At 42.7% G+C, this 26,137-nt stretch carries 24 protein-coding genes; 3 read left to right on the plus strand and 21 right to left on the minus strand.

The genetic code is table 11. The annotated features are described in order from the left end of the window. Positions 1–147: 147 nt before the first annotated feature. From D3H55_RS21450 to D3H55_RS21460, 3 genes are all read right to left on the minus strand, one after another. The gene (locus D3H55_RS21450; protein WP_119549358.1) at positions 148–1,128 is read right to left on the minus strand and encodes an SGNH/GDSL hydrolase family protein; all 981 of its coding nucleotides are present in this window, start codon (positions 1,126–1,128) and stop codon (positions 148–150) included. Positions 1,129–1,335: 207 nt separating this feature from the next. After that, the gene (locus D3H55_RS21455) at positions 1,336–1,950 is read right to left on the minus strand and encodes a PH domain-containing protein (protein ID WP_119549359.1); all 615 of its coding nucleotides are present in this window, start codon (positions 1,948–1,950) and stop codon (positions 1,336–1,338) included. Between the two features lie 347 nt (positions 1,951–2,297). Next, entirely contained in the window at positions 2,298–4,421 is a 2,124-nt protein-coding gene (locus D3H55_RS21460) for a peptidoglycan D,D-transpeptidase FtsI family protein (RefSeq protein WP_119549360.1), read from the minus strand. Between the two features lie 357 nt (positions 4,422–4,778). Between D3H55_RS21460 and D3H55_RS21465 the strand changes: the two genes are divergently transcribed. Next, positions 4,779–6,014 (plus strand): dicarboxylate/amino acid:cation symporter, encoded by a 1,236-nt coding sequence (locus tag D3H55_RS21465; RefSeq protein WP_119549361.1) that lies wholly within the window; start codon positions 4,779–4,781, stop codon positions 6,012–6,014. Between the two features lie 136 nt (positions 6,015–6,150). On the opposite strand, the gene D3H55_RS21470 is transcribed toward D3H55_RS21465, so the two are convergent. The 9 genes from D3H55_RS21470 to D3H55_RS21510 form a co-directional block, all read right to left on the minus strand. Further along, a complete protein-coding gene (locus tag D3H55_RS21470; protein WP_119549384.1) occupies positions 6,151–7,050 on the minus strand; it encodes a fructose bisphosphate aldolase in 900 nt (299 codons plus the stop codon). Positions 7,051–7,594: 544 nt separating this feature from the next. Continuing rightward, positions 7,595–8,263 carry an HAD family hydrolase gene (locus tag D3H55_RS21475; protein WP_119549362.1) on the minus strand — a complete coding sequence of 223 codons (669 nt, stop codon included), beginning with the start codon at positions 8,261–8,263 and terminating at the stop codon, positions 7,595–7,597. After that, a complete protein-coding gene (locus D3H55_RS21480) occupies positions 8,260–9,180 on the minus strand; it encodes an alpha/beta fold hydrolase (RefSeq protein ID WP_240628736.1) in 921 nt (306 codons plus the stop codon). Before D3H55_RS21480 ends, D3H55_RS21475 begins: the two co-directional genes overlap by 4 nt. 559 nt (positions 9,181–9,739) lie before the next feature. Then, entirely contained in the window at positions 9,740–10,150 is a 411-nt protein-coding gene (locus tag D3H55_RS24620; protein WP_119549363.1) for a hypothetical protein, read from the minus strand. Continuing rightward, the gene (locus D3H55_RS21490; RefSeq protein WP_119549364.1) at positions 10,122–10,457 is read right to left on the minus strand and encodes a hypothetical protein; all 336 of its coding nucleotides are present in this window, start codon (positions 10,455–10,457) and stop codon (positions 10,122–10,124) included. The genes D3H55_RS24620 and D3H55_RS21490 overlap by 29 nt, the downstream gene beginning before the upstream one ends. Before the next feature lie 12 nt (positions 10,458–10,469). Further along, a complete protein-coding gene (locus tag D3H55_RS21495) occupies positions 10,470–11,150 on the minus strand; it encodes a hypothetical protein (protein ID WP_119549365.1) in 681 nt (226 codons plus the stop codon). A gap of 12 nt (positions 11,151–11,162) precedes the next feature. Continuing rightward, on the minus strand, positions 11,163–12,269 hold the full coding sequence (locus tag D3H55_RS21500) for a DUF58 domain-containing protein (RefSeq protein WP_119549366.1): 1,107 nt from the start codon (positions 12,267–12,269) through the stop codon (positions 11,163–11,165). Continuing rightward, positions 12,266–13,198, minus strand: a complete 933-nt coding sequence (locus D3H55_RS21505; RefSeq protein ID WP_119549367.1) for an AAA family ATPase — start codon at positions 13,196–13,198, stop codon at positions 12,266–12,268. Before D3H55_RS21505 ends, D3H55_RS21500 begins: the two co-directional genes overlap by 4 nt. Before the next feature lie 127 nt (positions 13,199–13,325). Then, positions 13,326–14,540: a S8 family peptidase gene (locus D3H55_RS21510; RefSeq protein WP_119549368.1), complete on the minus strand. Its 1,215-nt coding sequence runs from the start codon at positions 14,538–14,540 to the stop codon at positions 13,326–13,328. A gap of 437 nt (positions 14,541–14,977) precedes the next feature. Here D3H55_RS21510 and D3H55_RS21515 point away from each other — a divergent pair, with 437 nt between their 5' ends. Further along, positions 14,978–15,190 carry a hypothetical protein gene (locus D3H55_RS21515; RefSeq protein ID WP_119549369.1) on the plus strand — a complete coding sequence of 71 codons (213 nt, stop codon included), beginning with the start codon at positions 14,978–14,980 and terminating at the stop codon, positions 15,188–15,190. A gap of 191 nt (positions 15,191–15,381) precedes the next feature. Here the strand turns inward: D3H55_RS21515 and glnA are convergent, their stop codons facing one another. The 4 genes from glnA to hflX form a co-directional block, all read right to left on the minus strand. Then, positions 15,382–16,716 (minus strand): type I glutamate--ammonia ligase, encoded by a 1,335-nt coding sequence (gene glnA / locus D3H55_RS21520; RefSeq protein WP_119549370.1) that lies wholly within the window; start codon positions 16,714–16,716, stop codon positions 15,382–15,384. A gap of 45 nt (positions 16,717–16,761) precedes the next feature. Further along, on the minus strand, positions 16,762–17,169 hold the full coding sequence (locus D3H55_RS21525; RefSeq protein ID WP_119549371.1) for a MerR family transcriptional regulator: 408 nt from the start codon (positions 17,167–17,169) through the stop codon (positions 16,762–16,764). A gap of 139 nt (positions 17,170–17,308) precedes the next feature. Then, a complete protein-coding gene (locus tag D3H55_RS21530; protein WP_119549372.1) occupies positions 17,309–18,586 on the minus strand; it encodes a methionine gamma-lyase family protein in 1,278 nt (425 codons plus the stop codon). Positions 18,587–18,832: 246 nt separating this feature from the next. After that, the gene (hflX, locus tag D3H55_RS21535) at positions 18,833–20,086 is read right to left on the minus strand and encodes a GTPase HflX (RefSeq protein ID WP_420808781.1); all 1,254 of its coding nucleotides are present in this window, start codon (positions 20,084–20,086) and stop codon (positions 18,833–18,835) included. A gap of 270 nt (positions 20,087–20,356) precedes the next feature. Here hflX and D3H55_RS21540 point away from each other — a divergent pair, with 270 nt between their 5' ends. Continuing rightward, positions 20,357–20,965 carry a trimeric intracellular cation channel family protein gene (locus tag D3H55_RS21540; RefSeq protein ID WP_119549373.1) on the plus strand — a complete coding sequence of 203 codons (609 nt, stop codon included), beginning with the start codon at positions 20,357–20,359 and terminating at the stop codon, positions 20,963–20,965. A gap of 58 nt (positions 20,966–21,023) precedes the next feature. Here the strand turns inward: D3H55_RS21540 and D3H55_RS21545 are convergent, their stop codons facing one another. The 5 genes from D3H55_RS21545 to D3H55_RS21565 all read right to left on the minus strand — a co-directional run bounded on the left by D3H55_RS21545 (position 21,024) and on the right by D3H55_RS21565 (position 26,129). Further along, positions 21,024–22,379, minus strand: coding sequence for an aspartate aminotransferase family protein (locus D3H55_RS21545; protein WP_119549387.1), 1,356 nt, complete (start codon positions 22,377–22,379; stop codon positions 21,024–21,026). 99 nt (positions 22,380–22,478) lie between these two features. Further along, positions 22,479–23,945 (minus strand): CoA-acylating methylmalonate-semialdehyde dehydrogenase, encoded by a 1,467-nt coding sequence (locus tag D3H55_RS21550; RefSeq protein ID WP_119549374.1) that lies wholly within the window; start codon positions 23,943–23,945, stop codon positions 22,479–22,481. Positions 23,946–24,068: 123 nt separating this feature from the next. Further along, positions 24,069–25,670 carry a PucR family transcriptional regulator gene (locus D3H55_RS21555; RefSeq protein WP_168413212.1) on the minus strand — a complete coding sequence of 534 codons (1,602 nt, stop codon included), beginning with the start codon at positions 25,668–25,670 and terminating at the stop codon, positions 24,069–24,071. Between the two features lie 57 nt (positions 25,671–25,727). Further along, positions 25,728–25,913: a hypothetical protein gene (locus tag D3H55_RS21560; protein ID WP_119549376.1), complete on the minus strand. Its 186-nt coding sequence runs from the start codon at positions 25,911–25,913 to the stop codon at positions 25,728–25,730. Positions 25,914–25,928: 15 nt separating this feature from the next. Next, positions 25,929–26,129: a hypothetical protein gene (locus tag D3H55_RS21565; RefSeq protein ID WP_119549377.1), complete on the minus strand. Its 201-nt coding sequence runs from the start codon at positions 26,127–26,129 to the stop codon at positions 25,929–25,931. Between the last annotated feature and the right edge of the window lie 8 nt (positions 26,130–26,137).

The raw sequence follows: 26,137 nt of genomic DNA on the forward strand, positions 1-26,137 counted from the left end.
TCGCTGAAGCTGGATGAACTAAAGCGGAAGCGGCCAGTACAGGCCCGACAGGCTTAAAAAGAAAAGGTGCTTGTGCCGGGTGCAGAAATCAACAATAAAGCCGGCGAAATCCATCATTGTTGGACAATAGAAAAAACTGAGAGCGGATTACCGGCCCTCAGTTTCCTGGTCTTGTTTATTTTCTTGTTCCAATGCTTCTGGTTCCAGGGTGATTTCGTCCACATGCTTCAGTACACGTTCTGCGATGAGTTTGTAGCCTTTCGAATTGGGGTGAAAATAGTCTCCAGCTAAGAGTTCGAGCTTTGTATTATTGAACAAATCTGCGGTAGGGATATAATGCACATTGTCATATTCTTCCGTAACCGACTCGCCGGCATCATTCCACCCTTTCATGATCATTTCCAATTCTTCAATATCAGTGAAATAACCTTGAAAAGGATTATAAAAACCGATCAAATAAACATTTGCGTCAGGATTCAAATCATTAATCTTATTAAAAATCGACCTCAATCTGTCTGTGTATGCCGGCTTTTCTTTTTCAAAGGTCTCATACTTGAGATCATTGAAGTTGCTTTTTACAATCTTCATGATGTCATTGGCACCGATTGTGACGAGTACGGTATCAGCTTTCTTTATGGAGCTTGCAATTTCTTCCTGCTCAAGTCTCTTTAGGAGTTGATCTGTCCGGTTCCCCCGTTTGCCGTAATTCTCAATGGTAATATTGAGCTCGTTTTCTTTAAATGTGTTATTCAGGATACCAACGTAGCCTCCGCCATCTGTCTCATCTCCTACTCCTTGGGTAAGAGAATCTCCGACGGCCACGACCTTAAGATCTTTATTAAATAAATTGATGACGCCTCTAATGACTCCGCGGACGTTTTTTTTGATTTCTTCAGTTATAGAGGATGTTGAACTCGTATCTTGGACCGCCTCGGGCTGCATCTGCTCCTCTTCCTCATCCTTCATTTCAGGTTCCGATGTTAGTTTGTCTATTTGTTCACTAACAGAAGCAGTCCGGGTCTTTACATCCACCCTTTTCGGCTGCTCGGAATCAGATAAAAATAAATATAGCAGAACTCCAGCCATCAGCAGAACAGAAATGAAAATCAGTTTATTCAGCTTCTGCATGTTGACACCACACTTGTTATTTTCTATTACTATACCTCTTTACTAAACTGCTTAATCCCTCTACAGAAGGGTCCATTTATTTTATCATGTCCATAGGTCTTTAAAAGGTAACAAAATATAGCAATTTTTCTAGAAATCCCTGTATCAGAAGACGCCTGTCTACCTTATTAAACTATTAGGAAAACAGGCGTTGTCTTATTTGAGCTATTAATTTTGGATGTAGCGGTCAAAAATATCCCCGAAGTCCTTTTTTGTATTGTTTTGATAGTGCTGATTAAACCACTCAAAGGCGAAGTTGGTTGTTTCTTTGAATTCATTGGAAATATCATTGTCGTGGAAGCGGTTGTTATTTATAAGATCTTTGGCAATGGACAAGTTTTTTTCTGCTGAGTCAAGCTTTCTCTTACCTTCTTCCTGCAGATGGGAGATGGCAAGGAGTGATTTATATAAGTCAGCAATGGCTTCTCCTTCTTTTTTATCAATATCAACGGAAACCGGCTTGCCGCCCAATGTGAATTTAATCTCCAAATCTAAATCGATCGTGCCTGCTGTCTCAATGGAAACATTGCTGATATGGTTTTGGTAGTACTCATATCGATATAAATTACGTTTGCTGCTGGCAGCCTTTTCCCCATCCAAGTGTATGAGGGCACGGTTGGTAAAGCAGTATTCATCCGTTTTTGATTTGATGAGAAAATGAATCTTTTCGCCATCTTCATGAAGGACATAGTCATCCGATAACGTTTTGTCAAAGTCTTCCCTTTTGATGATCTTCCCTATATCGCTTAATCCCAAAGCATCGCTTGCAATTTTCTTGAACATTTTAAAACCTCTTTTCAATTTTATATCAAAATACTTTTTGCTCATTTATATTCATGCTAACATACCAGACTAGTAAAATTGCTGATGTCGTTCACTTTAAAAGGCTGTTTTCGCATATATTGTTGCTTTCGGGAAAATCCCAGGTGCCGGATTTTTCCCCTGTATATAAAGGGTTTACTCCAAAAAAAGAACGAGCAGCTCTTTTCTTTCCTTCTCACCGGGGTTTTTACGACGATATACCAGGTTATTAGTTGAAATTTATATTGAATAGCAACAAAGTTTACGAAAAGAGCATTTTAAAAACGAGCAGCCCTTTAATCTATATGCTGAATGAACTTTTTTATCCATTAATCTTCATTTTCAGTATTGCTGTTTCTAGCTTTTTTTAACTCAAAATACTTATCCATTATTCTGCGGGAGATGTCTTTGTTGATATATGGATCCTTCGCACCGTTATGTGACGCCGGGACCACAGTTGAATAGGCGATTTCCGGCTGATCATATGGGGCATAGCCAATTAAAGTAGTATTATAAGTCTCATATCTGGCACCTGTTACAGGGTCCTTGGGAGTATATGATTCAGCGGTGCCTGATTTACCTGCTGCTATATAGGGGGCATCCGCAAAGTGGGTGCGTGCAGTCCCTTTTCCATGATGGTAAACCTGGTAAAATCCCTGCTGAACGTTTTCCAACTGGGTTTGTGTGACATTAACTTTATTCAGGATAGTTGTCTCTGCCTTTATTTCTACAGGACCGAGGGTATCCTTGTCACTGCCGGGTTGGCGGATTTCCTTCATGATATGCGGCTGAATCCTATATCCGCCATTTGCCACTGTTGATACATATTGCGCAAGCTGCAATGGGGTGTACGTATCGAATTGTCCAATTGCGAAATCGAGAAGATTACCAGGAATCCTATAGTCACCTTTATAGCCATCCACCTCTCCAGGAAGGTCGATCCCGGTATCGACTCCGAGTCCCAGCTGGCTGAAATGGTTTCTCATATTCACCAGATCCGCTTCTGAGCCCTTAATCGATGCATCATAAACATAATAAGGATTTCCAGCAATTTTCATCGCTACCTTGAACATGTATGAGTTTGACGAAATTTCCAACGCAAATCTGTCATTCATAGATTGATTTGCAGCACCAGTGGTATTGAACCAGGAGGTCTTCGGATCAGTGGCAGCTATCTTGATCGGTTCATCAACCATATATTCACCCGGGCTTAACACCCCCGTCATATATCCTGTCAGAACAGTTGCCCCTTTCACTGCAGATCCCACTTCATAGAAACTAGTGTACGTTCCAAGGGCATTATCCATTATCCTGTATTCACCCGTGTAAGGATCCTTTCCGTATCTCTTGCCTACAAGCGCCAAAACTTCTCCGTTATTCGGATCCATCATCACTACGAATGCACTATCCAGGTGTGAAGATTGCGGGTTATGCACATTCTTCAACAGTTCCTCTGAAACTATCTTCTCTATTTCCTGCTGAAGCTCCATATCTATTGTAATGACGAGATCCTTCCCGCGTTTTCCTTCCTTCATCACCATTGTTTTTAGTACATCCCCATCCTTTGTAATATTTTTCACCTTTTCTTTCTGTCCGCTCAATACATCTTCATATTGTAATTCCAACTGACTGGTACCGACTCTGTCATTCCGGCTGTAATCCTTTGCCAGATAATAATCTACCATCTCATTTGGAAGCCCCTCCCTTGATGAGGTCACATTACCGAGAATGGAACGCAGGGTCTTGTCAAATGGATAGGTTCTTTCCCAATCGGTTGTTGTACTCACTCCCGGCAATTCAGATAGGTGTTCATTAACAATAGCCAGTTCGGTTTTGTCTACACCTTTATTTTTAATGATTTTAGGAGTAAGGGCGTATCCGCTGCTGATCTCCCGATAAACTGCTAAGTCTTCGATATCCTGCTTTGATAGGCTGGCAGTGTCTTTTTCTGTAATCCGGTCCAAGGTCAATTTATAAATTTTCGCATTTCTTTCTTCTGCTGATAACTCTTTATCTCTGTTGATCATTTCCTTTTCTTCTTTTGTTACTTTTGAGTCTGCTTCTTTCTTATTCAATAGGATCCAAAAATCTTTTTTATCTCTTGGGGTAACCGCTTCCGTATCCATTTCAATCAGCTGCGCAAGATTCCTGGCGGTTTTCATCATTTCGTCTGTTTTACTTGATTGAGCAGGAGTATATGTGATGGCATTCATTGCCACATTATCAACGATGACCTCATTATTACGGTCATAAATTTTTCCTCTGGGGACACTGTTGGCCACCACGACATCTTCCGTTCTTTCGACCTCAAGCTTGAAATCCTCACCCGAGACTATCTGGACGACTCCCAAACGTAAGATAAGAAGTGAAAACAAAAGGAATACGATAAAAAATAAGAGATTTATCCTGATGGGAACATGCTTATTTTTAGTTTGCTGTTTTACCTTTTCCATAAAAAGCACCCTTTCAGCACCGATATGACTGATTAAAAATTATTCTGATTTTTACATAGTTTAATTATTTAAAAAGTTTGGAAAATTTACAAGTTATTGGAGGGTGGAGTGGAGATGCTTGACTACATTTATTGGAGGTTCATTCAGAATATAACTTCTATACCTATCCGCCTATATCTTTTTTCTCTTTATACTCAAAGTTAATTTAAATAAAATGAAACAGATATATATACTAACCCTATGCTTGAAGAGCCTTTTACTATTTAGGGACCGGTAATAAATCACGAGGTTTCGAACCACTATAAACAGGGTAAATTCATTTAAATATTTTTGTATTTTAGAAGGTGAGGATGCAGGATGAAGCTTGGTTTGACCAGTAAAATCATCATCGGCCTGATCGCAGGGGCTGTAACAGGATTATTATTGAATGTTTTTGCAAAAGAGGCATTTGAATTTTTAGATCCTTATTTATTCACGCCATTAGGAAGGATATTCCTTAATCTCATTTCCATGCTTGTGGTCCCTATCGTGTTTGTATCGATTGTTCTTGGGTCTGCCGGCTTGGGGGATCCCAAGAAGCTCGGGAGGATTGGATTTAAGACCATCACCTTCTTTTTAGTAACGACCTGTTTAGCGATTGTGATTGGGCTCAGTCTTGCGTTCATCATCGATCCAGGGCTCGTTGAAGGAATCGACAGAGCGAGTAATGAGGGCTTTGAAGCAGAGGAAGCACCACCTGTGGGCGAAACACTTATGAACATCATTCCCAAGAACCCCTTGACGGCCATGTCAGAAGGAAATATGCTGCAAATCATTGCGTTTGCCATATTCATCGGCATCGGCTTAACAGCCTTGGGAGATAAAACAAAAGGAATTTTGAATTTAATTGATCAGGCCAACGATTTGTTAATGTACCTGGTTACACTGGTGATGAAATTTGCACCCTATGGTACATTTGGATTGATTGCCTCGGCTATAGGGAGCCAAGGCTGGGGAGCCATCAAAGCCATGTGGCTGTATATGATGGTTGTCATACTGGCTCTGGTGGTCCATGCAGTTGTCACTTACGGGGGAGCCATCCTTCTCATTGCCAGGAAGAGCCCCCTGTGGTTCTTTAAGAATTTCAGTCCGGCCATGAGCGTGGCTTTCAGTACTTCAAGCAGTAATGCAACATTGCCGATTTCCATGGAGACGGCCCAGAAACGTCTGAAAGTCACTGAACCGGTCAGTTCATTTGTACAGCCATTGGGTGCCACCATCAATATGGATGGAACCGCGATTATGCAGGGTGTGGCTACTGTCTTCATTGCCCAAGTGTACAGCGTGGATCTGACAATGGGCGAACTGGTAACGGTCGTGCTGACTGCAGTGCTTGCGAGTATAGGGACAGCCGGGGTACCTGGAGTTGGCCTTATACTGCTGGCAATGGTATTGAGCAGTGTCAATCTGCCGGTGGAAGGAATCGGCTTGATTTTGGGCATTGACAGATTACTCGACATGGCCAGGACTTCGATAAATATTTCAGGAGATGCCGCATGCGCTTTGATTGTCTCCGAAAGCGAGAAAAAAAGAGATTCATTGGAAGAACACTGATATGAACATAGAAAATGAAAGTTAAACGGCAAAAGAGCAATGGATGAATATCATCCATTGCTCTTTCAGTTGAGTTGTACTATTAAGATTCAATTAATATCGCGATTCCCGCCTTCGTGGGGAGCCATAAGACAATTCAGCTTATCTCTTTCTTATTAACAGAAGCATCGTAAATCGATTCGATTGCACTTTTCATCGCTTTATCGAATTCTTCAGAAGATTGATTGAACCTCAATTCTTCAGCAAGCGCACGGGAGAAGCTGGCAATCATCCCGTCGTTTTCTTTCAATTTCTCATTTGCGTCTTCACGGGAGTAGCCGCCGGATAGTGCAACCACCCGGATTACCCGCGGATGATCGACCAATTCCTTGTATGCATTGGCCGTTGTCGGAATGGTCAGCTTCAGCATTACATTTTCTTCTTCGGACAAATCATTGAGGTGCTTGAGGATCTCTGACCGCAATAGTTCTTCACACTCTTCCTTATCCCCGCTGTTAATATTCACTTCCGGTTCGATGATGGGAACTAAATCAGCCGCTATGATTTTCTTCCCTATTTCAAATTGCTGATCCACCACAGCCTTGATTCCTTCTTCATTCGGTTCATGGATGACCGAACGCATTTTAGTACCGAAGATATTACGTTCATTTGCCCGGCGAAGCGTCTCATCCAGACCCGGATTCGGTTTCATCAGCTGGACACCATTTTCCTTGTCAGCCAATCCTTTATCCACTTTCAAGAAAGGGACAATGTTATGGTCTGCCAGATAATCCGCTGTATATTGACCTTCTACTTTACTGTCCATCGTCTGCTCGAACAGAATCACTCCAAGGATGTAATCCGAGCTGAAAGCAGGAGACGTGATGATTCTCGTGCGCATCGTGTGGACCTGTTCAAACATTTCATCTTCATTTGAATAGGCTTCACCCATCACACCATAAGCTTCCAATGCCTTGGGGGTACTCCCGCCGCTTTGATCAAGCGCTGCAATAAACCCTTTACCATTCTTCATTCGATCCAATTGACTTTGATTCATGGATTCCACTCCTTTTTCATTCATTTCTCTGATAAACCTTCCTCTATACTAGTTCCCCATTTTCATAGCAGTTAACACATTTAATGAATGATTTGCACAGGTGAATTTCTACAAGAGCGAACCTGTTTTCCTCGTTGGTTACAAAACAGGAATATAGTTAATTTTCGCTACAGGCGCCCGATTCCGCGGTGAGTGCGGTGATCTAAAAAGCGGAAGCGGCCGTTCAGCCACGTACAGATTGGAGGGCTATCGCATGAGATAAAGGAATCACGAAAAGCGCAGCCAGCAGAATTATTTATGCGAAGAAGGACTCCAGAAGCATATTGATAAGGAATACCTTGAGAAGTCAAAAAAAGTATTGATGAAGGCTTTTCTAACAGTTGTACCATTGAATTTCAAGATGCTGGAAAACCGTTTATGATGAGGGCTGTATTCAGCCTGATGAAAACGTTTTTCTGTTCAAGATTCAACAAACCCGTCCTCAATTAAAAGATTGAAGGCGGGTCCGTCTACCGTCTAAAACGAGAGAATATGTAGTTCTCTTTTAAACAGGCTGTTTATTTTGCTGTATAAGTATCGGTTTCAATTCCATCAAATCACGAATGACTATATCCGCCCGGGCAAGTTCATCTGGCCGGGCAAAATCAAAACTGCACCCTATGGAAATCAACCCGTTTTCCCTCGCGGCATTGAAATCTGACAGCCGGTCCCCGACCACCGCAGCATTGGTGACAGCATACTTTTCTAGTATCCTATTGACAAGACCGGCCTTATCTAATGTTTCAATCTGTTCAATACTGAAAGTCTCCGTAACCCATTCATCCAGTCCATACTGAGAAACAATGGCTTTCAGGTATTCTGCCAGTCCGTTACTGGCAATGAATATATCAAAGTTGTTATTCTTTAGAAATTTTAAAACCTCCACAGCATTGGGATATAATGCACCTTTCCCGCTTCTTATATTCCCGATCAGCCTTTTTAAAAAATAGGAGTCCACTTGCTTCCTTACTTCTAAGGAATGGTTTGGCAGCAACGCTTCCCACACTACCGGCAAAGGCACCCCCATAATTTCCCGGTATTGATCTATAGGCGTAACAGCGTCCCACTTATTTTGAGACCTTAGGTAGTTAAACGTGTCCTCCAGCGACAATTCCAGTATCTTATCCGTTTGAAAGAGTGTTCCATCCATATCGAATATTATTGAAAAGGTCATATTCTACTCCCTTCCGTGGAAAAAATCAGCTTATGTATTGCCTCAATAATAACATCCGGTCTATCGAGATAAACAGCATGACCTGATTGGTCAGCAAAAATCAGGCGGCTATTTACTGACAGCTTTGACTGGTCTTTTATCAATTTTTCCCACGTTTCTTCAAATTTTCTTACTTCCCATTCTGGAATCCTGTTGTATTCTTCGAGGATCATACTATGTTCTTTATCCCTTCCTATTACAATTAAAGGGATGTCAGGAAACTTCCCTAAACTTTTTATTTCCTCAGCATCTTCCTTCCAATGCCGAATTTCTGATGCCATGGCTTTATATAGGAGGGGATTTACTTTAAATTCCAAAAGCCTCTGTTGTACCGATTCAGGAAATGATTGATGCTCTCTTTCCAGTGAAGGTCTGATAAGGTCTTCAAGTTGTTCTTTTGTTTTACCGGCATAATCCTGACATTTGGTAATCCAGACTTCATCAGATTCCTCATCCATCACTGGTAAATCCAGGTCGTCCAATATCTTTAAATCCACTGAGGTAGAATCCACCAATACCATTCCTTTTACAATGCCAGGATGTACCTTGGCGAAATGCTGTGCACACAATCCGCCATATGAATGGCCAACAAGGTAAATTGGCTCATTGATCCCCAAGTGATTTACGACATTTAACAAGTCAAGGACAGCCGCCTGTGTATTCCTTGTATCATCACCCAATTCACTTTCACCCAATCCAGGTCGATGGAACATGATGACTTGGTTTGTCTTGCTCAATTCTTCCGAAACCTCATACCATTCGTCAAATGAACAGCCCATGCCTGTAAGGATAAAGATTGGCTGACCCGTACTTCCCTTTGAAAGGATTTCCATTTTTCGATCATTAAGGCTCTTTTCGTAAACTTTGTTGCTATTCAATATAAATTTCAACTAATATCCTGGTATTTCATCGAAAAAACCCCGGTGAGAAGGAAAGAAAAGAGCTGCTCGTTCTTTTTCGAGAGTAAAACCTTTGTTTACAGGGGAAAAATCCGGCACTTGGGATTTTTCCGAAAGCTACAATATATGAGAAAACAGCCATTATTAAAGACTAAATGTGTATATATTTTCATCACGTCCCCACTATAGATTTTACCTTTTTTCACCAGTTTTATAGATATTAATTATTCCAAATATGCTTACATGATGCAATGAAAAGACTGATTAGGAAGTGGATTATTAAAGCTGCATGGTGCCATGTACTGCTTTTAAGCCCCTTCTCTTTAAATGAAAGCGAGGCTGTACTATTGAATTAAGAGTACAGACGCCGACAACTGCTAAAACAGTTGAAACAGGGCTGAATACCCTCTTTTCCGGAGTCTGGAAACAATCTGCAGAAGACCTAAATACAATAACATAGGGAGACATTCCCTAAATGTACAGTGTCCCATGGTTTCTAAATAAGATAAGAGGCTGATCTTTTGGGTCAGCCTCATATCTACTTATCCCTATTTAATTTTGATGATATCAGAAGGTATTCACTTTGAGTATATTCCTGCTGTCCATAACGTACTTTATCATAAATAGGAAGGACCTCCAACGGCCCGTTAATTCTTAAGAACCATTCATAGATCGTTTCGCTGTCTCTCTTCTTTTGAACTTCTTCCAGATTGCTTTGCCAATCAATAAGAAGCTGGCGGATTTTGTTCTCATTAATCAGTTTAATATTATCCAACACTAAAAGATCATCATTATGACCTTGATTTACAACCTGTTCCGTATCCTTATTATCTTTCTTCCGCCTATTATATCTTAGAAAGGAATATATTAGAGCAAGGCTGATTGTTAACACAGTGAATAACAGCAAATAATCCGTTTTCTTAAAAGGTTGTTCCTGTGTTGCTTCCAAAGGGAGAGGTTCTTTTTTTGAAAATTTTTCCTATAATTATATTTGCATCTTTCTCTTCTTTTGCAGTCTTTTCAAGATATTTAATATCAAACGTCTCCAAATTCATTTCCCTGCTTGATCTTCCTTTATTAAAATCCCCAAGAAAGGCTCTATCCTGCTTATCTTGAATTTCCTGATAAAAACCGGTGATTTGTCCAGAAAGTTTGAGGTTGATGACACTAACAGAAAAAGCCAGGGTAAGGCCAGCCAGAACAAAAACTATAAGAAATCGGATCTTTATTTTCAAATTTTCCGCCTCTCTTTTCAAAGATTGTTCTCTTTATCCAGCGCTCAGGATCTTTTTTATCAATTTGTACTCATCCATTGTGCATTCCCCATACCCATAACGAACTTTTTCATAGATTGGTATGATGGATGCCGGTCCGTTAATTCTTTTAAACCACTCTGATATCGTCTCTTGATATCGTTTCTTCTTATCATGCGCTAAATTGCTTTCCCATTCCTTCAACAGCGTTCTAATTTCGTGAATTGCCTTTGCAGAAGGAACATCCATAGAGTTTTCCCCTGTAACAGCAGTGTGTGGATCCCGCTGCTGGATACCTGTCAGTGCCTTTCTATCATCCCCCTGTTTTTGCTGTTTCTTACGGTAAAGCCGGAACCAATAGATGAAAAGAAGGCAAAATGGGACAAGGAATCCCAATAACTTTGCCGCATCCTTTACCGAAAATCCTCCTTCTCCATATAGGCGGGGAAAGGGCAGATCCCCTATTATGATTACACGCCGCAATCCTTCATCTGGATCCCAGTCCAATTCCCGTCCATCACGGACATCTTCTGCATAGATCACCAAGGGGTCACTTTCGGCAATGAGTTCTTCCTGTTTATTTTTATAAAAGCTTTTGACCCCTTCCGATATGGATATCGTTGTCCCGCTTAACATATATCCCAGAGAAGCTGCCATGGCTGCAAAAATCAAGATAACCAATATTTTGTCCTTCATTGTCAACTCCCGTTATTGTTTAATCTGGAGCCACTCTCTTTTTACAAACAGAGGCGGTGTTCCAATGACAAGCGCCATGGACTTTGGGTCCATTTGTGCCATTCCGAATTGATAGAATTGTTCAGTAGAGAGAAACATTCCATTGGTATTAATAAGGGCCATCGTTTCAATCACCTTCTTCAAGTGTGAACGATCGATATCATTCTCCAGTCTCAGGATGCCTTTATCACGGGTGGAGTAATTCACCCAGAGTTGAACTTTGCATCCTTCTTTAATCAGGTAAATGCAGACCGACACCGTGTACTCAATCAGTTCCTCCATATCCTTCCGGAGATGAAAGGGGCCATTGCCTGCCAGGTTCAGGAAAACCGAATAAAAATCCCCCTGGACCTGCTGATATTTTTTGGCGAGGAGTTTGTTTTCCTTTGCAGTCGCCAGCCAATGGATGTGCCGAAAGCTTTCATTTTCATAATCCTTCGTCCCGATAATATTTGACTCGTCGATAAACAAAGAGTTAGCTGTGTTTTTGAACCCCTGAAGCATGGATTTCAATTTCATATCCTTCAGCTTATGAATTCTTGGGACTACTTTGAATCGAGGAAGTTCTGTGCTTGAATAATCCAATCTTGCTGTTTGTAATTTTAGCGGATCTTGGATAAGCAGGTCAAAAGCACTCCAATTATGCATACCCCTTCCCTTTCCCCTCATTTTGATTTCCACAGTTGTGGCTGCATGCGGAAGGAGGTCGATTCTTTTTGAATAGATACTGGATTCCTGCTTTTCATTGGCTTGATCAAGAAAAACAAAATCCTGATCACTCCTGCTCTCGATGTTAAGCTTCAGTCCAAAGATGGGGAAAGCCGATTCGTTCTTAAGTTCCAATACACCTGTAAATTCCTCACCGATACTGGTCATATCCAGGTACTTCTTAAACTGCCAATCCACTTTGGTATGCAAGTATTTCAAATACCATTCGGAAAGAAGTGACAGTGAAATGGCCAGGGCGAATAGAAACGAGATAAAACCTTGCCCTGCCAAACTGCTTATTATAAATAGGAGGACAATAAATATCATGACTCTCGGCTGGATGAAAAACGATTTAACTCGATGGATGATCATGCAGTTGTCTCAACAGGGACAGAAGTGCTGTCGTGGATTTCCTGGAGAACGTTCTCCTTTGAGGTTTTCACTTCCCCTTCTACATTCAATGATATTCGATGGGCCAGTACAGGCTGAGCCAGTTTTTTCACATCATCAGGAGTGCAGAATTCCCTTCCATTCAGGAAAGCCCTTGCCTGGGCTGCTTTCATGAATGCGAGCGATCCCCTTGGGCTGACACCGATTTCAATATATCGGTGCTTCCTTGTTTTCAGGATAATATCCATCAAATAATCCTCCACATCCCCTGAAACCTTTACCTCTTTCACTTTGTCCTTCATCTCCCGGATATCTTTATTCGAGATGACACTTTCCAGGCTCTCGATCGGGTTGTTCTTTCTGAAACGCTTTAACATGGACTTTTCTTTTTCAGGGGATGGATAGCCTTGCTTGATTGTTAACAGGAATCGGTCAAGCTGTGCATCCGGCAAAGGAAAAGTCCCGATGGAATCGAAGGGATTTTGTGTAGCGATTACAATAAATGGTTTTGGAAGCGGATGAGTTACACCGCCCAGAGTAACATTCTTTTCTTCCATCAATTCAAGCAACGCTGACTGAGTCCTTGGAACTGCCCGGTTGATTTCATCGATTAATAAAACATTGGTGAATACAGGACCTTTTCTTATCTGGAAGTCACTTATTTTCATATTAAAGTATTCTTGTCCGACAATATCGGACGGAAGGGTATCAGGAGTAAATTGCAGCCTGTTGAAATCTCCCTCTATGCTCCTTGAAAAACTCTTTGCCATTGTTGTCTTTCCTGTCCCCGGTACATCTTCCAGAAGGACATGGCCATCACTAAGCAGGGCTATTAACATAAGTTCTATTTCTTTCTCTTTATCAACCATCACTTTAGCAACATTCTCTTTTACTTTCTGCAGCATAAGCACACTCCTCATATACAGTTTGTAATAATATGGTAACATAGTTATTAACAAAATATTTAAAAAATTAAATTTTATATAAAAAAACAGTCCTGAAAATTAATTCAGGACTGTCTGTCTTTCGGATTTCCGGTTAGTATCTTACCGCATCGTAAGAGTTGATACGGCCATGCTCGAAATATGTGCCGGTTCCGCTGATCGGATCGGCTGTTTGTTCGATTGCCGCGCGGATCTGTACGTTTGTACGGCCCTGGCTTGCTAATAAGCCTGCTAATCCGGCCACATGAGGTGACGCCATTGATGTTCCGGACATATAAGCATAGCCATTATTAGGAACAGTGGCTGCTATGTCCACTCCCGGTGCTGTAACATCAACCCATGAACCGTAATTAGAAAATGATGCTCTGCGGTCATTAGAATCTACTGCACCTACTGCAATCACGTTAGCATACGATGCAGGTTCAAATGTTGTGGAGACACCATCATTACCGGCAGCCGCCACCACGACAGATCCTTTGTTCCATGCATAATCTACAGCATTCTTAAGGGTAGTTGTGCTGCAGTCACATCCAAGTGAAAGATTAATGACTTCCGCTCCCTGATCTGCTGCATAACGGATACCGTCAGCTATATCAGCCAGCGATCCGCTTCCATTAGCATCAAGGACGCGTACAGCAAGAATCCTGGTATTAGGCGCCATACCTGCAATACCCGTACCGTTGTTCGTTTCAGCAGCAGCTGTTCCTGCCACATGTGTGCCATGGCCATTCAAGTCCATTGGGTAATAGTCATTATCGACAAAATCATAACCGCGGATCGTTTTTCCATCCAGATCGGGATGGTTATAATCCACTCCGCTGTCCAGGATTGCAATTTCCTGTCCGCTGCTTCCGCGTGTATAATCCCACGCTAAATTGGTGTAAGTGTTTTGAGGTCCGTACTGATAGCCTTGATAATAAGTATCGTTAGGAGTCCAGGTTGCAGAGAAGGTGTAGTTTGGTTCAGCATATTCCACATTAGGGTTTTTGCTCAGAGCTTTTGCTGCAGCTTCCGGGTTTCCTACCTTCAGGACTTTGAAGTCGGATTTAACACTGTCCTTATCCGAAACCTCAGTCGCTCCCAGCTTCTTTAAATCGTTTCCTTTTTGGGAGCTCGCCACCCCATCTTTAAATTTAACAATCACTTCACCTTTTACATAACTTCCTTTTTCAAGGCTGACTTTGGCAGCTGAGTTTTTAGGAGCGTTTTCAAGAGGGTTCGAATCCTTCGCAAGGGCACTTCCTCCGAAGCTTGGAAAGACGGCAAGAGATGCAGCAAGCGACAGGGCGGCAATTTTTTTGAATTTCATAAACATTCCTCCATTTTCAATTTTTGTACTGGTCCTATCTAACCAGCCAGTCTGAATCAGCTTTCGACAAGTCCCCTCCTCTTTTGGTAGTTAACAAGAGTCATTGGATATCTGCAGTAAACGTATGTAATGGCTCCTGTAACTAGGATTCTAGCAGATTAACATAATTAACTGAATAGGCAGTCAATTATTGAAAATGGTGATTTTTAGGCGGTATATCATACTGTTTTTTAAAAAGGTTGTCTAATCATGAAATATTTCCATGGATGAATATCATAGTTGAAGATGTTAGTAGGAAAATGGTCGGTGATTTTCTCAAGTATGATTTGAAGATTTTCTTTTTTGAGTTGAGGCTGTACAAGTTTTCTAACTGATGTGAATATATCAATGATGGTCTGGACATCTTAATTTCATCTGGATATCAAAGGAGAAATTCCATGAAGTCATTACCGGTTGTTGTATTAATGATTCTGTGTACGGCTGTACACCTTTATATCACACATTTAGGACAGGAAAAAAACAGGAAAAGATTCATCGTCAGCGGCAGCATTTTGACATTCTTCGGACTGATGTATTCAACCCTGCAAACCAGGACTATCATTAAAGCCGTACATAAACCCAAAAACAGTTCCTCAGCTCATGGGGAATGAGACCAGGAGCTTAAAAAATTCATAAAGTTCCTTTTTCGAAACCCGGATCTTTAGAAAATTCCAAAATCATAACTTTGATTCACATGGATTTTACCGCTGGTAAATACGGAATTATTTTTGCAAAGAGAAACTAATACTTTTCAAAATAAAAAAACCCCTGGCAGCATAATTGTGCCAGGGGTTTCCATCTATTAATACATTTGCAGGTACTGTTCGCGTTCCCAAGGGTGTACTTGAGTACGGAACATATCCCACTCAATCTCTTTAGCTTCGATGAAGTGCTCGAAGATATGACCGCCAAGAGCATTTACCATGACTTCGTCTTTCTTCAATGCTTCAAGTGCATTGTAAAGTGTAGCAGGAAGGTCTTCAATTCCGACTTCTTCACGCTCTTGTTTATTCATGACATAGATATTGCGGTCAACCGGCTTAGGTGCTTTCATTTCATTCTTTATACCGTCCAAACCTGCTGCAAGCAATACAGTCATTGCTAGATAAGGGTTGGCTGCCGGATCCACGCTTCTTACCTCTACGCGGGTACTCATACCGCGGGAAGCAGGGATACGGATCAACGGACTGCGGTTCTGTGCAGACCATGCAACATAACAAGGTGCTTCATAACCAGGAACCAAACGCTTATAAGAGTTGACTGTCGGGTTCGTGATTGCAGTGAAGCCTGTTGCATGCTTGATTGTGCCTGCTAGGAATTGACGTGCAGTTTCACTTAACTGCAATTCGCCGCTTTCATCAAAGAAAGAGTTCTTGCCGTCTTTGAACAGAGACATGTTGCAGTGCATACCGGAACCATTGACACCGAATAACGGTTTCGGCATGAAAGTTGCATGAAGACCGTGTTTACGGGCGATTGTTTTAACAACGAGCTTGAATGTTTGAATATCATCACAAGCTTTCAAAGCTGATGCATATTTGAAGTCGATTTCGTGCTGTCCAGGGGCAACCTCATGGTGGGATGCTTCAATTTCAAAGCCCATTTCTTCCAGTTCAAGAACTATATCCCTCCGGCAGTTTTCACCAAGATCTGTCGGTGCAAGGTCAAAGTAACCTCCGTTATCATTCAATTCAAGTGTCGGCTGTCCCTCCACATCAAGCTTGAAGAGGAAGAATTCCGGCTCAGGTCCAAGATTGAAATCAGAGAATCCAAGCTCTTCCATTTCCTTAAGCACACGCTTTAAGTTGCTGCGCGGGTCTCCAGCAAATGGGGTGCCGTCCGGATTATAGATGTCACAGATCAAACGTGCAACTTTTCCTTTTTCAGCTGTCCAAGGGAACACTACCCAAGTGTCAAAGTCAGGGTATAATTTCATATCAGACTCTTCAATCCTGACAAAACCTTCGATTGAAGAACCATCAAACATCATTTCGTTATCCAAAGCCTTGCCTAACTGACTGACAGGGATTTCAACATTTTTGATTGTACCCAGGATATCAGTGAACTGCAGGCGGATAAACTTAACGTTTTCCTTGTCAGCCATTTCTAAAATGTCTTCACGAGTATACTTTGCCATCTTTACTAATTCCTCCTCAAAATTTTCAATCATCTAATTTTTTCATTAATGGAAAAAGCGCGACAGATCACCTTGCCGAAGTGAAGATTTGTTGAAACGGCCTGCATGCAGCAATTCGTTTCTCAACAATTTCCTCAATTCATCATCAGATAGGTCCGGCTTTGCCCTTTCCTCTTGCTGCTTGTTCGTCTCAGTCAGTTGATGTTCTTCTTGAACAGCAAATATTTTCTTGATACCTGCCATATTAATTCCTTGATCCAATAAATCCTTGATCTCAAGCAACTTATCGATATCATTCAAGGAGAAGAGCCTTCGTTTCCCTTCTGTCCTAGCAGGGAAAATCAATTCATTCTCTTCATAATAGCGAACCTGGCGAGCAGTCAAATCAGTCAGCTGCATCACGATTCCCATTGGAAAAAGCGGCATGCTCCTTCTAATTTCACTTCCACTCATCCCGATTCACCTCCTTCTTTCTTTCATGATATCAGTATATTCTATGTAAGGAGTTTCGTCAAAGGAATGTAAGAAAAACTTACATGACTTTTCATTAAAAAAGGACAGCCCATTTTCAAGCTATCCTTTTAGAAACTAATTATCCTATTTTAATATTGATTAAACCTTTTTCAATCAAATTATTAATACTTGTCAAAATGGCGATCTTCACATGAGAATACGTTAATCCGCCTTGCACATAAGCTGTATAAGGCGGCCGGACAGGTCCATCCGCAGACAGTTCGATGCTCGCTCCTTGAATGAAGGTACCGGCTGCCATGATTACATCATCTTCATATCCAGGCATATAGTCCGGGTGAGGGGTGAAGTGAGAATTGACCGGTGATGCAAATTGAACCGCCTGGCAGAATGCTATCATCTTTTCTTTATCATCAAATTGCACAGATTGGATCAAGTCTGTTCTTTCTGCATCCCAGGAGGGATCGGTATTCATCCCAAGGTCATCCAATACTGCAGCAGTGAAAACCGCTCCCTTCAATGCCTGCGCCACTACATGCGGTGCCCCGAAGAACCCCTGATACATTTCCTGAAGCGAATAAAGCGAAGCTCCTGCTTCGGCGCCTATCCCTGGTGAGGTCATCCGATATGAGCACGCTTCCACCATTTCTTTTTTGCCCGTTATATATCCGCCTGTTTTAGCCAGGCCGCCTCCCGGATTTTTGATCAGCGATCCCGCGATGAGATCCGCCCCGGCATGGCACGGTTCCCGGTCTTCCACGAATTCTCCATAACAGTTGTCAACAAACACTATGACATCAGGCTTGATCTCTTTGACAAATTCAATCATTTCCTTGATTTGGTCAATTGTGAATGAAGGGCGGCTGGCATACCCCTTGGAACGCTGAATGCCGATCATCTTTGTTTTCGGACCAATCGCTTTAGCTGTCTTATCAAAGTCCACAGAACCATCTTGTTTAAGCGGTATGGATTGATAGCCTATCCCGAATTCTTTTAAGGAACCAGTTCCTTTCCCGCGGATTCCGACGATTTCCTCAAGGGTATCGTATGGTTTCCCAGTAATATATAACAGATCATCTCCTGGTCGCAGGATCCCGAACAAAGATATCGATATTGCGTGAGTTCCTGAAATGATCTGCGGCCGCACCAAGGCTGATTCACCGCCAAACACATCCGCATAGATCTGTTCAAGCGTATCCCTGCCGATATCATCATAACCATATCCTGTTGTAGGGATGAAGTGCGAATCGCTCACCCGATGCCTTTGAAAGGAAGATAACACCCTGAATTGATTGGTTTCTGCCTGCCTGTCGATTTTTTGATGAATAAGCGATATTCTATCTTCAGCCTTTTCGGCCAAAGCCTGCAATTGTTTACCATGAGTTAAATATTGATACATCTGTTTCTCCAATCTAACCTGCTGCCGTTCTACAAAAGGCTGTTTTCGTATATATGGTCGCTTTGAAAAAATCACAAGTGACGGATTTTTCCGCTGAATTCCAAGGTATTACTCTCGAAAAAAGAAAGAGCAGCTCTTTTCTTTCCTGCTTAGCGTGGTTTATTCGGCGATTTACCTGGATATTATTTGAAATATTTCAAGAAGAGCAACAAAGTTTACGAAAAAGCCTGTAAAAACCCACAGCAGTTACTTTTGATATTTCTTGATGTTCCCTGTTACAGGGTGGTCGGTCAACGAGAAACCTTCAGCCTCGTAAGTATGGCTTTCTTCATTGAACTCAAGTTTTCTCAGGATGGTTTCATTCTTGAGTTGAGATAAAAGTTTTCCTTCACTGGATGGCAGGTTTACGTGGTAGGCTTCCATCTGTTCAATCACAATTTCTTCTATTTTATGTTTCAAGCTGTCCCTGTCGTTTCCATCCAGAGCGCTGATGATGATCTTTTCGCTGCTGCTATCCGGGACAAAGTCAGGGTGCATTTGATCTCTTTTATTATAGATCGTCAACTGGTGTATATGGTCCATACCCAGCTCTTCCAGAAGTGATTGGACCGTTTTTTCATGATTGTTGTAATCAGGATTGGAGCTGTCCACTACATGCAAAAGAAGATCTGCTTCCTTTACTTCTTCGAGGGTCGACCTGAAAGCTGCAACCAATGCAGTGGGAAGATCCTGAATAAAACCTACCGTATCAGTTACAAGCGCAGTATATCCACTGGGAAGGATCAATTTCCTGGTTAATGGATCCAACGTTGCAAAAAGTTGATTTTCCTCGTATGACTCCGCTATGGAGATCCGGTTGAAAAGGGTTGATTTTCCTGCATTGGTATAACCCATCAGTGCCAGTTGGAAGGTTTTATTCTTCTTTCTTCTTTCCCTGTACCTTTCCCGGTGTTCGACAACGACCTGCAGGGATTTCTTGATATCGTCAATCCTGCGCCTGATATGACGGCGGTCACTCTCAAGCTTGGTTTCACCCGGGCCTCTGGTTCCTATCCCCCCTGCAAGACGGGACATAGCTGTTCCCTTACCGACCAGGCGGGGCAGCATGTACTGAAGCTGCGCCAATTCCACTTGCAGTTTCCCTTCCTTCGAACGGGCTCTCTGGGCAAAAATGTCCAATATCAATTGCGTCCTGTCAATGACCCTGGCGTCCAATTGCTCTGATAAGTTGCGGATCTGGCTGGGTGATAACTCATCATTGAAAATCACAAGATCCGGTTCGAATTGTTCTTGAAGGGCAATCAATTCTTCCACTTTCCCTTTTCCGATATATGTCTTCGGATGGATACGCTCCCGTTTTTGAGAAAGCACCGCCGAAACTTCGGCCCGGGCTGTTTCTGCCAAAGAGGCAAGCTCCTCCATTGAATACTCAAAACGCTGGTCATCTTCTTCGATCTGACATCCTACAAGCAAGGCTTTTTCTACAACTTTTTCTTCCAATAAGAAACCTTCTTTCCTTTTATATTTGCTATTGTTCATCATATCAAAAACGAAATATAAACACTATGTTTAACACCAGCAAAAATGTGATAAAAAAAGGTTGCAAAACGAATATGACATGATAAAATCAATATGTTTGATTCGGGATTGAAACGTGCAGCTATGCAGAGTTCCTTTAACGGATTAACGCATTAACTTAATGGGGGACAGTCCCCCGATGCGGTGATGCGTTAAAGGAATTCAGGAATTTACAGCAAAGGAGGAACAGGTATGACTTGGGAAGTTCTGAGTATCATCGGCACTGTAGCATTTGCCGTTTCCGGAGCGATCGTCGCGATGGAAGAAGAATATGACATTCTTGGCGTTTACATCTTGGGAATCGTTACTGCGTTTGGAGGAGGAGCGATCCGAAATCTCCTGATCGGTGTTCCTGTATCGGCTTTGTGGGAACAGGGATTCCTTTTCCAGATTGCACTGCTTTCCATTACGGCGGTATTCCTATTCCCCAATAATCTGCTCCGCCATTGGCGGCGCTGGGGCAATTTCTTCGATGCGATTGGCTTATCGGCGTTCGCCATCCAAGGGGCCCTGTACGCTTCCGAGATGAATCATCCGATCAGTGCTGTCATCGTGGCCGCTGTTCTGACAGGAAGCGGAGGCGGGATGGTCAGGGATCTTCTTGCCGGAAGAAAACCATTGGTGCTTAAATCGGAAATTTATGCTGTCTGGGCTGTCCTATGCGGAGCAGCCATCGGGCTTAACTTTGTTACAGAGGCGCGGGAATTGTACACCCTGTTCATTCTGACCACCTCCTTAAGAGTATTGTCCTATTCACTTAAATGGAGACTGCCAAATCGGAATATCAAAGCATTTCAATAGAAAAAGCTTGAACCCGCAGGAGACGGGTTCAAGCTTTTTTACACTAATGAAAACATCCTTACGCAAGGCCGTTGATTCCTTCACAAACGGTTTTCAGCAGGAATTCGAGATCAGACACTTCTATATTCAAAGGCGGGGATATCGTCAGGACATTGTTATATCCGGCAGCCGTTGCCCCGTTTTTTCCGATGAGCACCCCTTTGGACTTGCAATAACCGATCACCTGATTGACCTGGTCAACGGGCAGCGGCTTTTTTGTTTTTTTATCAGAAACCAGTTCAATGCCGGCCAACAAGCCCCTGCCGCGCACGTCCCCGACTTTGGCATGTCCTTGAAGCCTCGTTTTAAGCGTATTGACCATCTTTTCGCCCAATTCCGCCGATCGTTCAAATAGTTTCTCGCTTTCCATTATTTCTATGTTTTTCAAAGCAAGTGCACATGCCGCTGGATTTCCTCCGAACGTATTAATATGCCTAAAGTAATCATATTCTTCCGATCCTTTGAACGCCTCATAGATTTCACGCTTGACTGCCGTTGCGGACAAAGGCAGATAGGCACTGGTGATTCCTTTTGCCATTGTAATGATATCAGGCTTGACATCATAGTTCATGAAGCCAAAAGGCTTTCCGGTCCGTCCGAATCCGCAAATAACTTCATCCACTATCAGCAGCGCCCCGTGCTTATCACAAACCTCCTTGGCCGCTTTCATATATCCTTCCTGCGGAACAAGGATTCCTCCCCCTGTGATGATCGGCTCCATTATCATCGCCGCAATCGTTTCACTTAATTCCCAAGTCATCACCTGGTCGATGGCTTTGACACCAGGTAATTCATCCGGCGAAAGCCCATCGGCCTCATCACGGTAGGAATCAGGAGGGGGTACATGAATAAACCCCGGTGCCAGTGGTTCATACTTATACTTCCTTTGGGCCTGGCCGGTAGCAGCCAGTGCTCCCATGGAATTCCCATGGTACGACCTGTAGCGTGAAATGATCTTGTACTTGCTCCCCTCACCCTTTTGCTGATGATATTGGCGGGCAATCTTGAATGCCGCCTCGTTCGCTTCAGATCCGCTGTTGGAGAAAAATATGACATACTCCCCGCCAAGCATCCCGTTCAATTTTTCTGCCAGTCTGATAGCCGGCTGGTGGCTTTGCGTCAACGGAAAGTAAGCCATCTTTTTCAGCTGTTCATAAGCTGCTTCAGCCAATTCCTGACGGCCATAACCTACATTCACACACCATAACCCTGCCATGCCATCCAGATACCTTGCACCCGTATGATCTGTCACCCACGACCCGTTCGATTCCTCTGCCACCATCGTTCCCGTTGGATTATACGGCTTCATGGAATGCCATATATATTGTTCATCCTTGGACAACAGCTTTTCACTGGACTGTTCTGTTTTCACCAGGAAAATTCCTCCTTTTCCCCTTAAGAATAAGGAACTGCATGCAAATATCATCTATATATACCTATGATTTCAACGAGGCGGTTAGTAATTGGTAAGATACTAAAAATCAAAGCGGGATGTTATCATTTTTTTTCTTGTGAAGAAGTTGACACCATCTTTTCCATTAACATGCATATCACCATAGAAGGAATCCTTCCAGCCAGAGAACGGGAAGAACGCCATCGTTGCCGGTACACCTATATTTATACCAAGCATGCCTGCATCGGCTTCTTCCCTGAACTGCCTTGCTGCTTTGGCATCTTTGGTGTAGATCGTCGCTCCATTGCCAAAACGGGACCGGCGGATATAATCAAGTCCTTCATCAAGATCTTTTGCCCTGAGGAGGCTCAGTACCGGAGCGAACATTTCTTCTTTGGCAATGGTCATATCTGGTGTGACATGATCAAAAATCGTGGCTCCCAAGAAATTCCCTTCTGAAAAACCATCCATTTCCTTTCTGCCATCCCTTATAAGCGAAGCCCCTTCTTCTATTCCCTTTTCGATATACTTAAGGGTCCTGTCACGGTTCTCCCTCCGTATCACCGGAGTCAACAGCACTTCATCATCCATTCCATCCCCGATACCCATCTCATCCGCTTTCTTATTGAGGGCATTTACAAACGGATCATTGTCCCCCACCACAACAACCGCACTGCAGGCCATGCACCGCTGGCCGGCACTTCCAAAGGCAGAGCCGAGGATATGTTCTGCCGCTTTATTGAAGTCCGCATCCGGCATGACAACATGATGGTTTTTGGCACCTGAAAGCGCTTGGACCCGTTTTCCTTGTGAAGCAGCCTTTTCATAAACATACTTTGCTACCGGCTGTGAACCAACGAAGGAAATTGCCGCAATGTCTTTATGTTCCAATAGGCCGTTCACTACATCATGTGCCCCATGGACAACATTCAGGACTCCGGCCGGAACCCCGGCTTCCGTAAGCAATTCCGCAAGCCTGTTAGCTAATATAGGCGTACGTTCAGAGGGTTTAAGAACAAATGTATTTCCACAGGCAATGGCGAGAGGGAACATCCATAAAGGTACCATCATCGGGAAATTGAAGGGAGTTATCCCCCCTACAACCCCAAGCGGATAACGAAACATTTCGGAATCAATGTCTTCCGCGATCCCGCTTAATGTTTCCCCCATCATCAGAGTAGGCGCGCCGCAAGCAAACTCCACACACTCAAGTCCTCTCTGGACTTCACCATAGGCTTCCTTGTATGATTTCCCATTCTCTTTCACCACCAACTTTGCAAGTTCCTCATGGTTATCAGTTAATAATGCATGATATTTATATAGATAACGTGCGCGTTTCGGCACTGGAACATTTCTCCACATTTTAGATGCTCTTGATGCAGCTTTGACTGCCCGGTCAACATCTTCTTTTGTTGAAATAGGGACTCTCGCAAGTTCTTTGTGTGAAGCAGGGTTCAAAACCTCGAGTGTTTGCGAGCTTAAGGATTCTACCCATTCACCATCGATATAGTTTTTCAACACAGCAACTTCTTTTTTGATCACTGACATATTAATCCTCCCTTATTTCCATCTAAAAACCTTGTTTTTTCATTATGAAATAAAATGTGAATGCTTTCATTAGACAAACTGTAAAATAACCCCGGTTGTCCTTTTGACATCAATGAGGATCATTCAACGCATGACAGCCTTCTGGCTGTCGGATACAGGCTTGAGATAATCGTAAGCGTGGAGCAGAAATTCAATGGCTACCCGCTTTTCCGGCTGCATGAAGTCCTTTCCTAAAAGTTCTTCAATCTTCTTTAGACGGTGGTACAATGTCTGCCTGACAATATAAAGCTGTTTTGCAGTTTCCTGTTTTGAACCCTGACAGTCCAGATAGACTTTTAACGTAATGAGGAGACTCCCTGAATGAGCCTTGTCATATTCCAAAAGCGGCGCAAAACACTCCCTGACCATTTCAAGAAGATTGATATTGCCATGGATGTTCGCAATCAACCGGTATAAATGCAATTCATCATAAAAATTATACTTCTGATTCCCGGTGACGGCCGAACGGTATGAAAGGCATTCCTTCGCCGCTTGGTAACTCTTATGGATATCCATGAGGCCGGCTTGGTAACTTCCGGCTGCAAAACTCACTTCTGTTGACTTTTGAAAAAATTCTGTTTTGAGGATCTTTTCAAAAGCATCAGAGGCCCTGCGCTTCCATGTTTCGCTCGGCCGGTTATCAAGTAAAATAAAAGTCAGGCCATCATCTTCTCTTTCTGTGAGCACGTTGAATCCTTGCTGTTCAAAAACGCCCCTTGCAATTAATGTGAAGTATGTTAAATCCATATTTTCTCTTTCTCTCATTTTTCCGAGGCTGCATAGACATACCACCCCTCCGTGGATCTTGCCTGATATAGCAGATAAATAACTTGCAGCCTTTTCCTCCGGCTGCCCCCCTTTCAACCATGACCTGACCCATTTGGATTCATTTACACGCTGTTTCTCATGAAAATACAGTTCCCTCATCAAATATTGCGCAATTGCCGTTGCTGTTCTATCCAATAGCAGTAATTCATATTCATTGAAGGGAAAATCATCACGGAACATTAATAGCTCTGCGTATTCTTTTTCAAATAATAGAACTTTCTTTGAGACAAAATGGGGATTTCCTTTATCCTTATATCCCTCAAACAAAATCCGGATTTTCTGTTCCTCAGCCCGCCTCATCCTGGGGTGGACCTCCACTTCATGATCCAGCAGCTTCAGCAGTACCGGGACTCTTAGTTGCTCGTATAATACATCTAGAATATCCCTGGAATGATGAACATCCAGCAGCTTCTTATTCAATTCATGTCCGAAAGCGTCAAGCTGCTTGATCAAGTTGTACTGGTGATTGATGAGCATGGTGTGAATATCCTGGGTGATACTGACAAACGGCACCTCTTTTTCAAATACAATTATAGGAAAGTCATGCTCTTCCGCGAACCGGAGAACCTGCTCAGGGATTATCGATATATTGGTGTCAAGCTCGATACACAGGGAAGAAGCCCGGCAATCTATCAATTGTTTCAGCAAGGAAAGGAATGCCTCTTCTTCTTTCAATGCCAGTCCTGTCGTAAGGATCATTTCACAGCCATTGAGGAGATTCCTGATGGACGGGGCCTCGACAACATGCACCCATTTGACTTGCCTGTTCACCCCTCTATGTCCAGCAATGACTCTGGCATGTTCAAAATGCTTCCTGGAAAGAATGTCTTGAACTGAAAAATAATGGTTACTCCTCATGAATCTCTCCTTCCTTTTCATTCGTAAATAGAGAAAAAGGATTGGAAAAACCAATCCTCACTCCTTGCTGCTGAAAACGGTTAGGAATACTTCCTCATACAAAGCTTCATCTACTGATATGCAATCTTCAGTCAGGAACTTCATCACCCATTCCATCAATTCCTCATTCGTATTAAAAAACACACGCGGTCGGTCATCGGGCACCCCAAAACACACCAATAAGGAATGGCTAAGGTCTTTCATCCAGCTCCTCCTTTGTCAGCCTTGAATCAATAGGTTTGAAAAATATTTGCGGGCATTGGCCGTTTTGACATGAAGAGTTGTTTTTTCTTTTTCAGGATGACTGAATAGAACAAATGCCCCGCTCAGGTTTTCACTCACTTTCTCGATTGTATATCCTTCTTGTATCAAGTAATCTATCTTATCTCTTTCTCCAAGGAATTCTTGATATTCCGACATAGTGACAC

It is taken from the genome of Bacillus salacetis, from assembly GCF_003581585.1.
Taxonomy (GTDB): Bacteria; Bacillota; Bacilli; order Bacillales; family Bacillaceae_B; genus Rossellomorea; species Rossellomorea salacetis.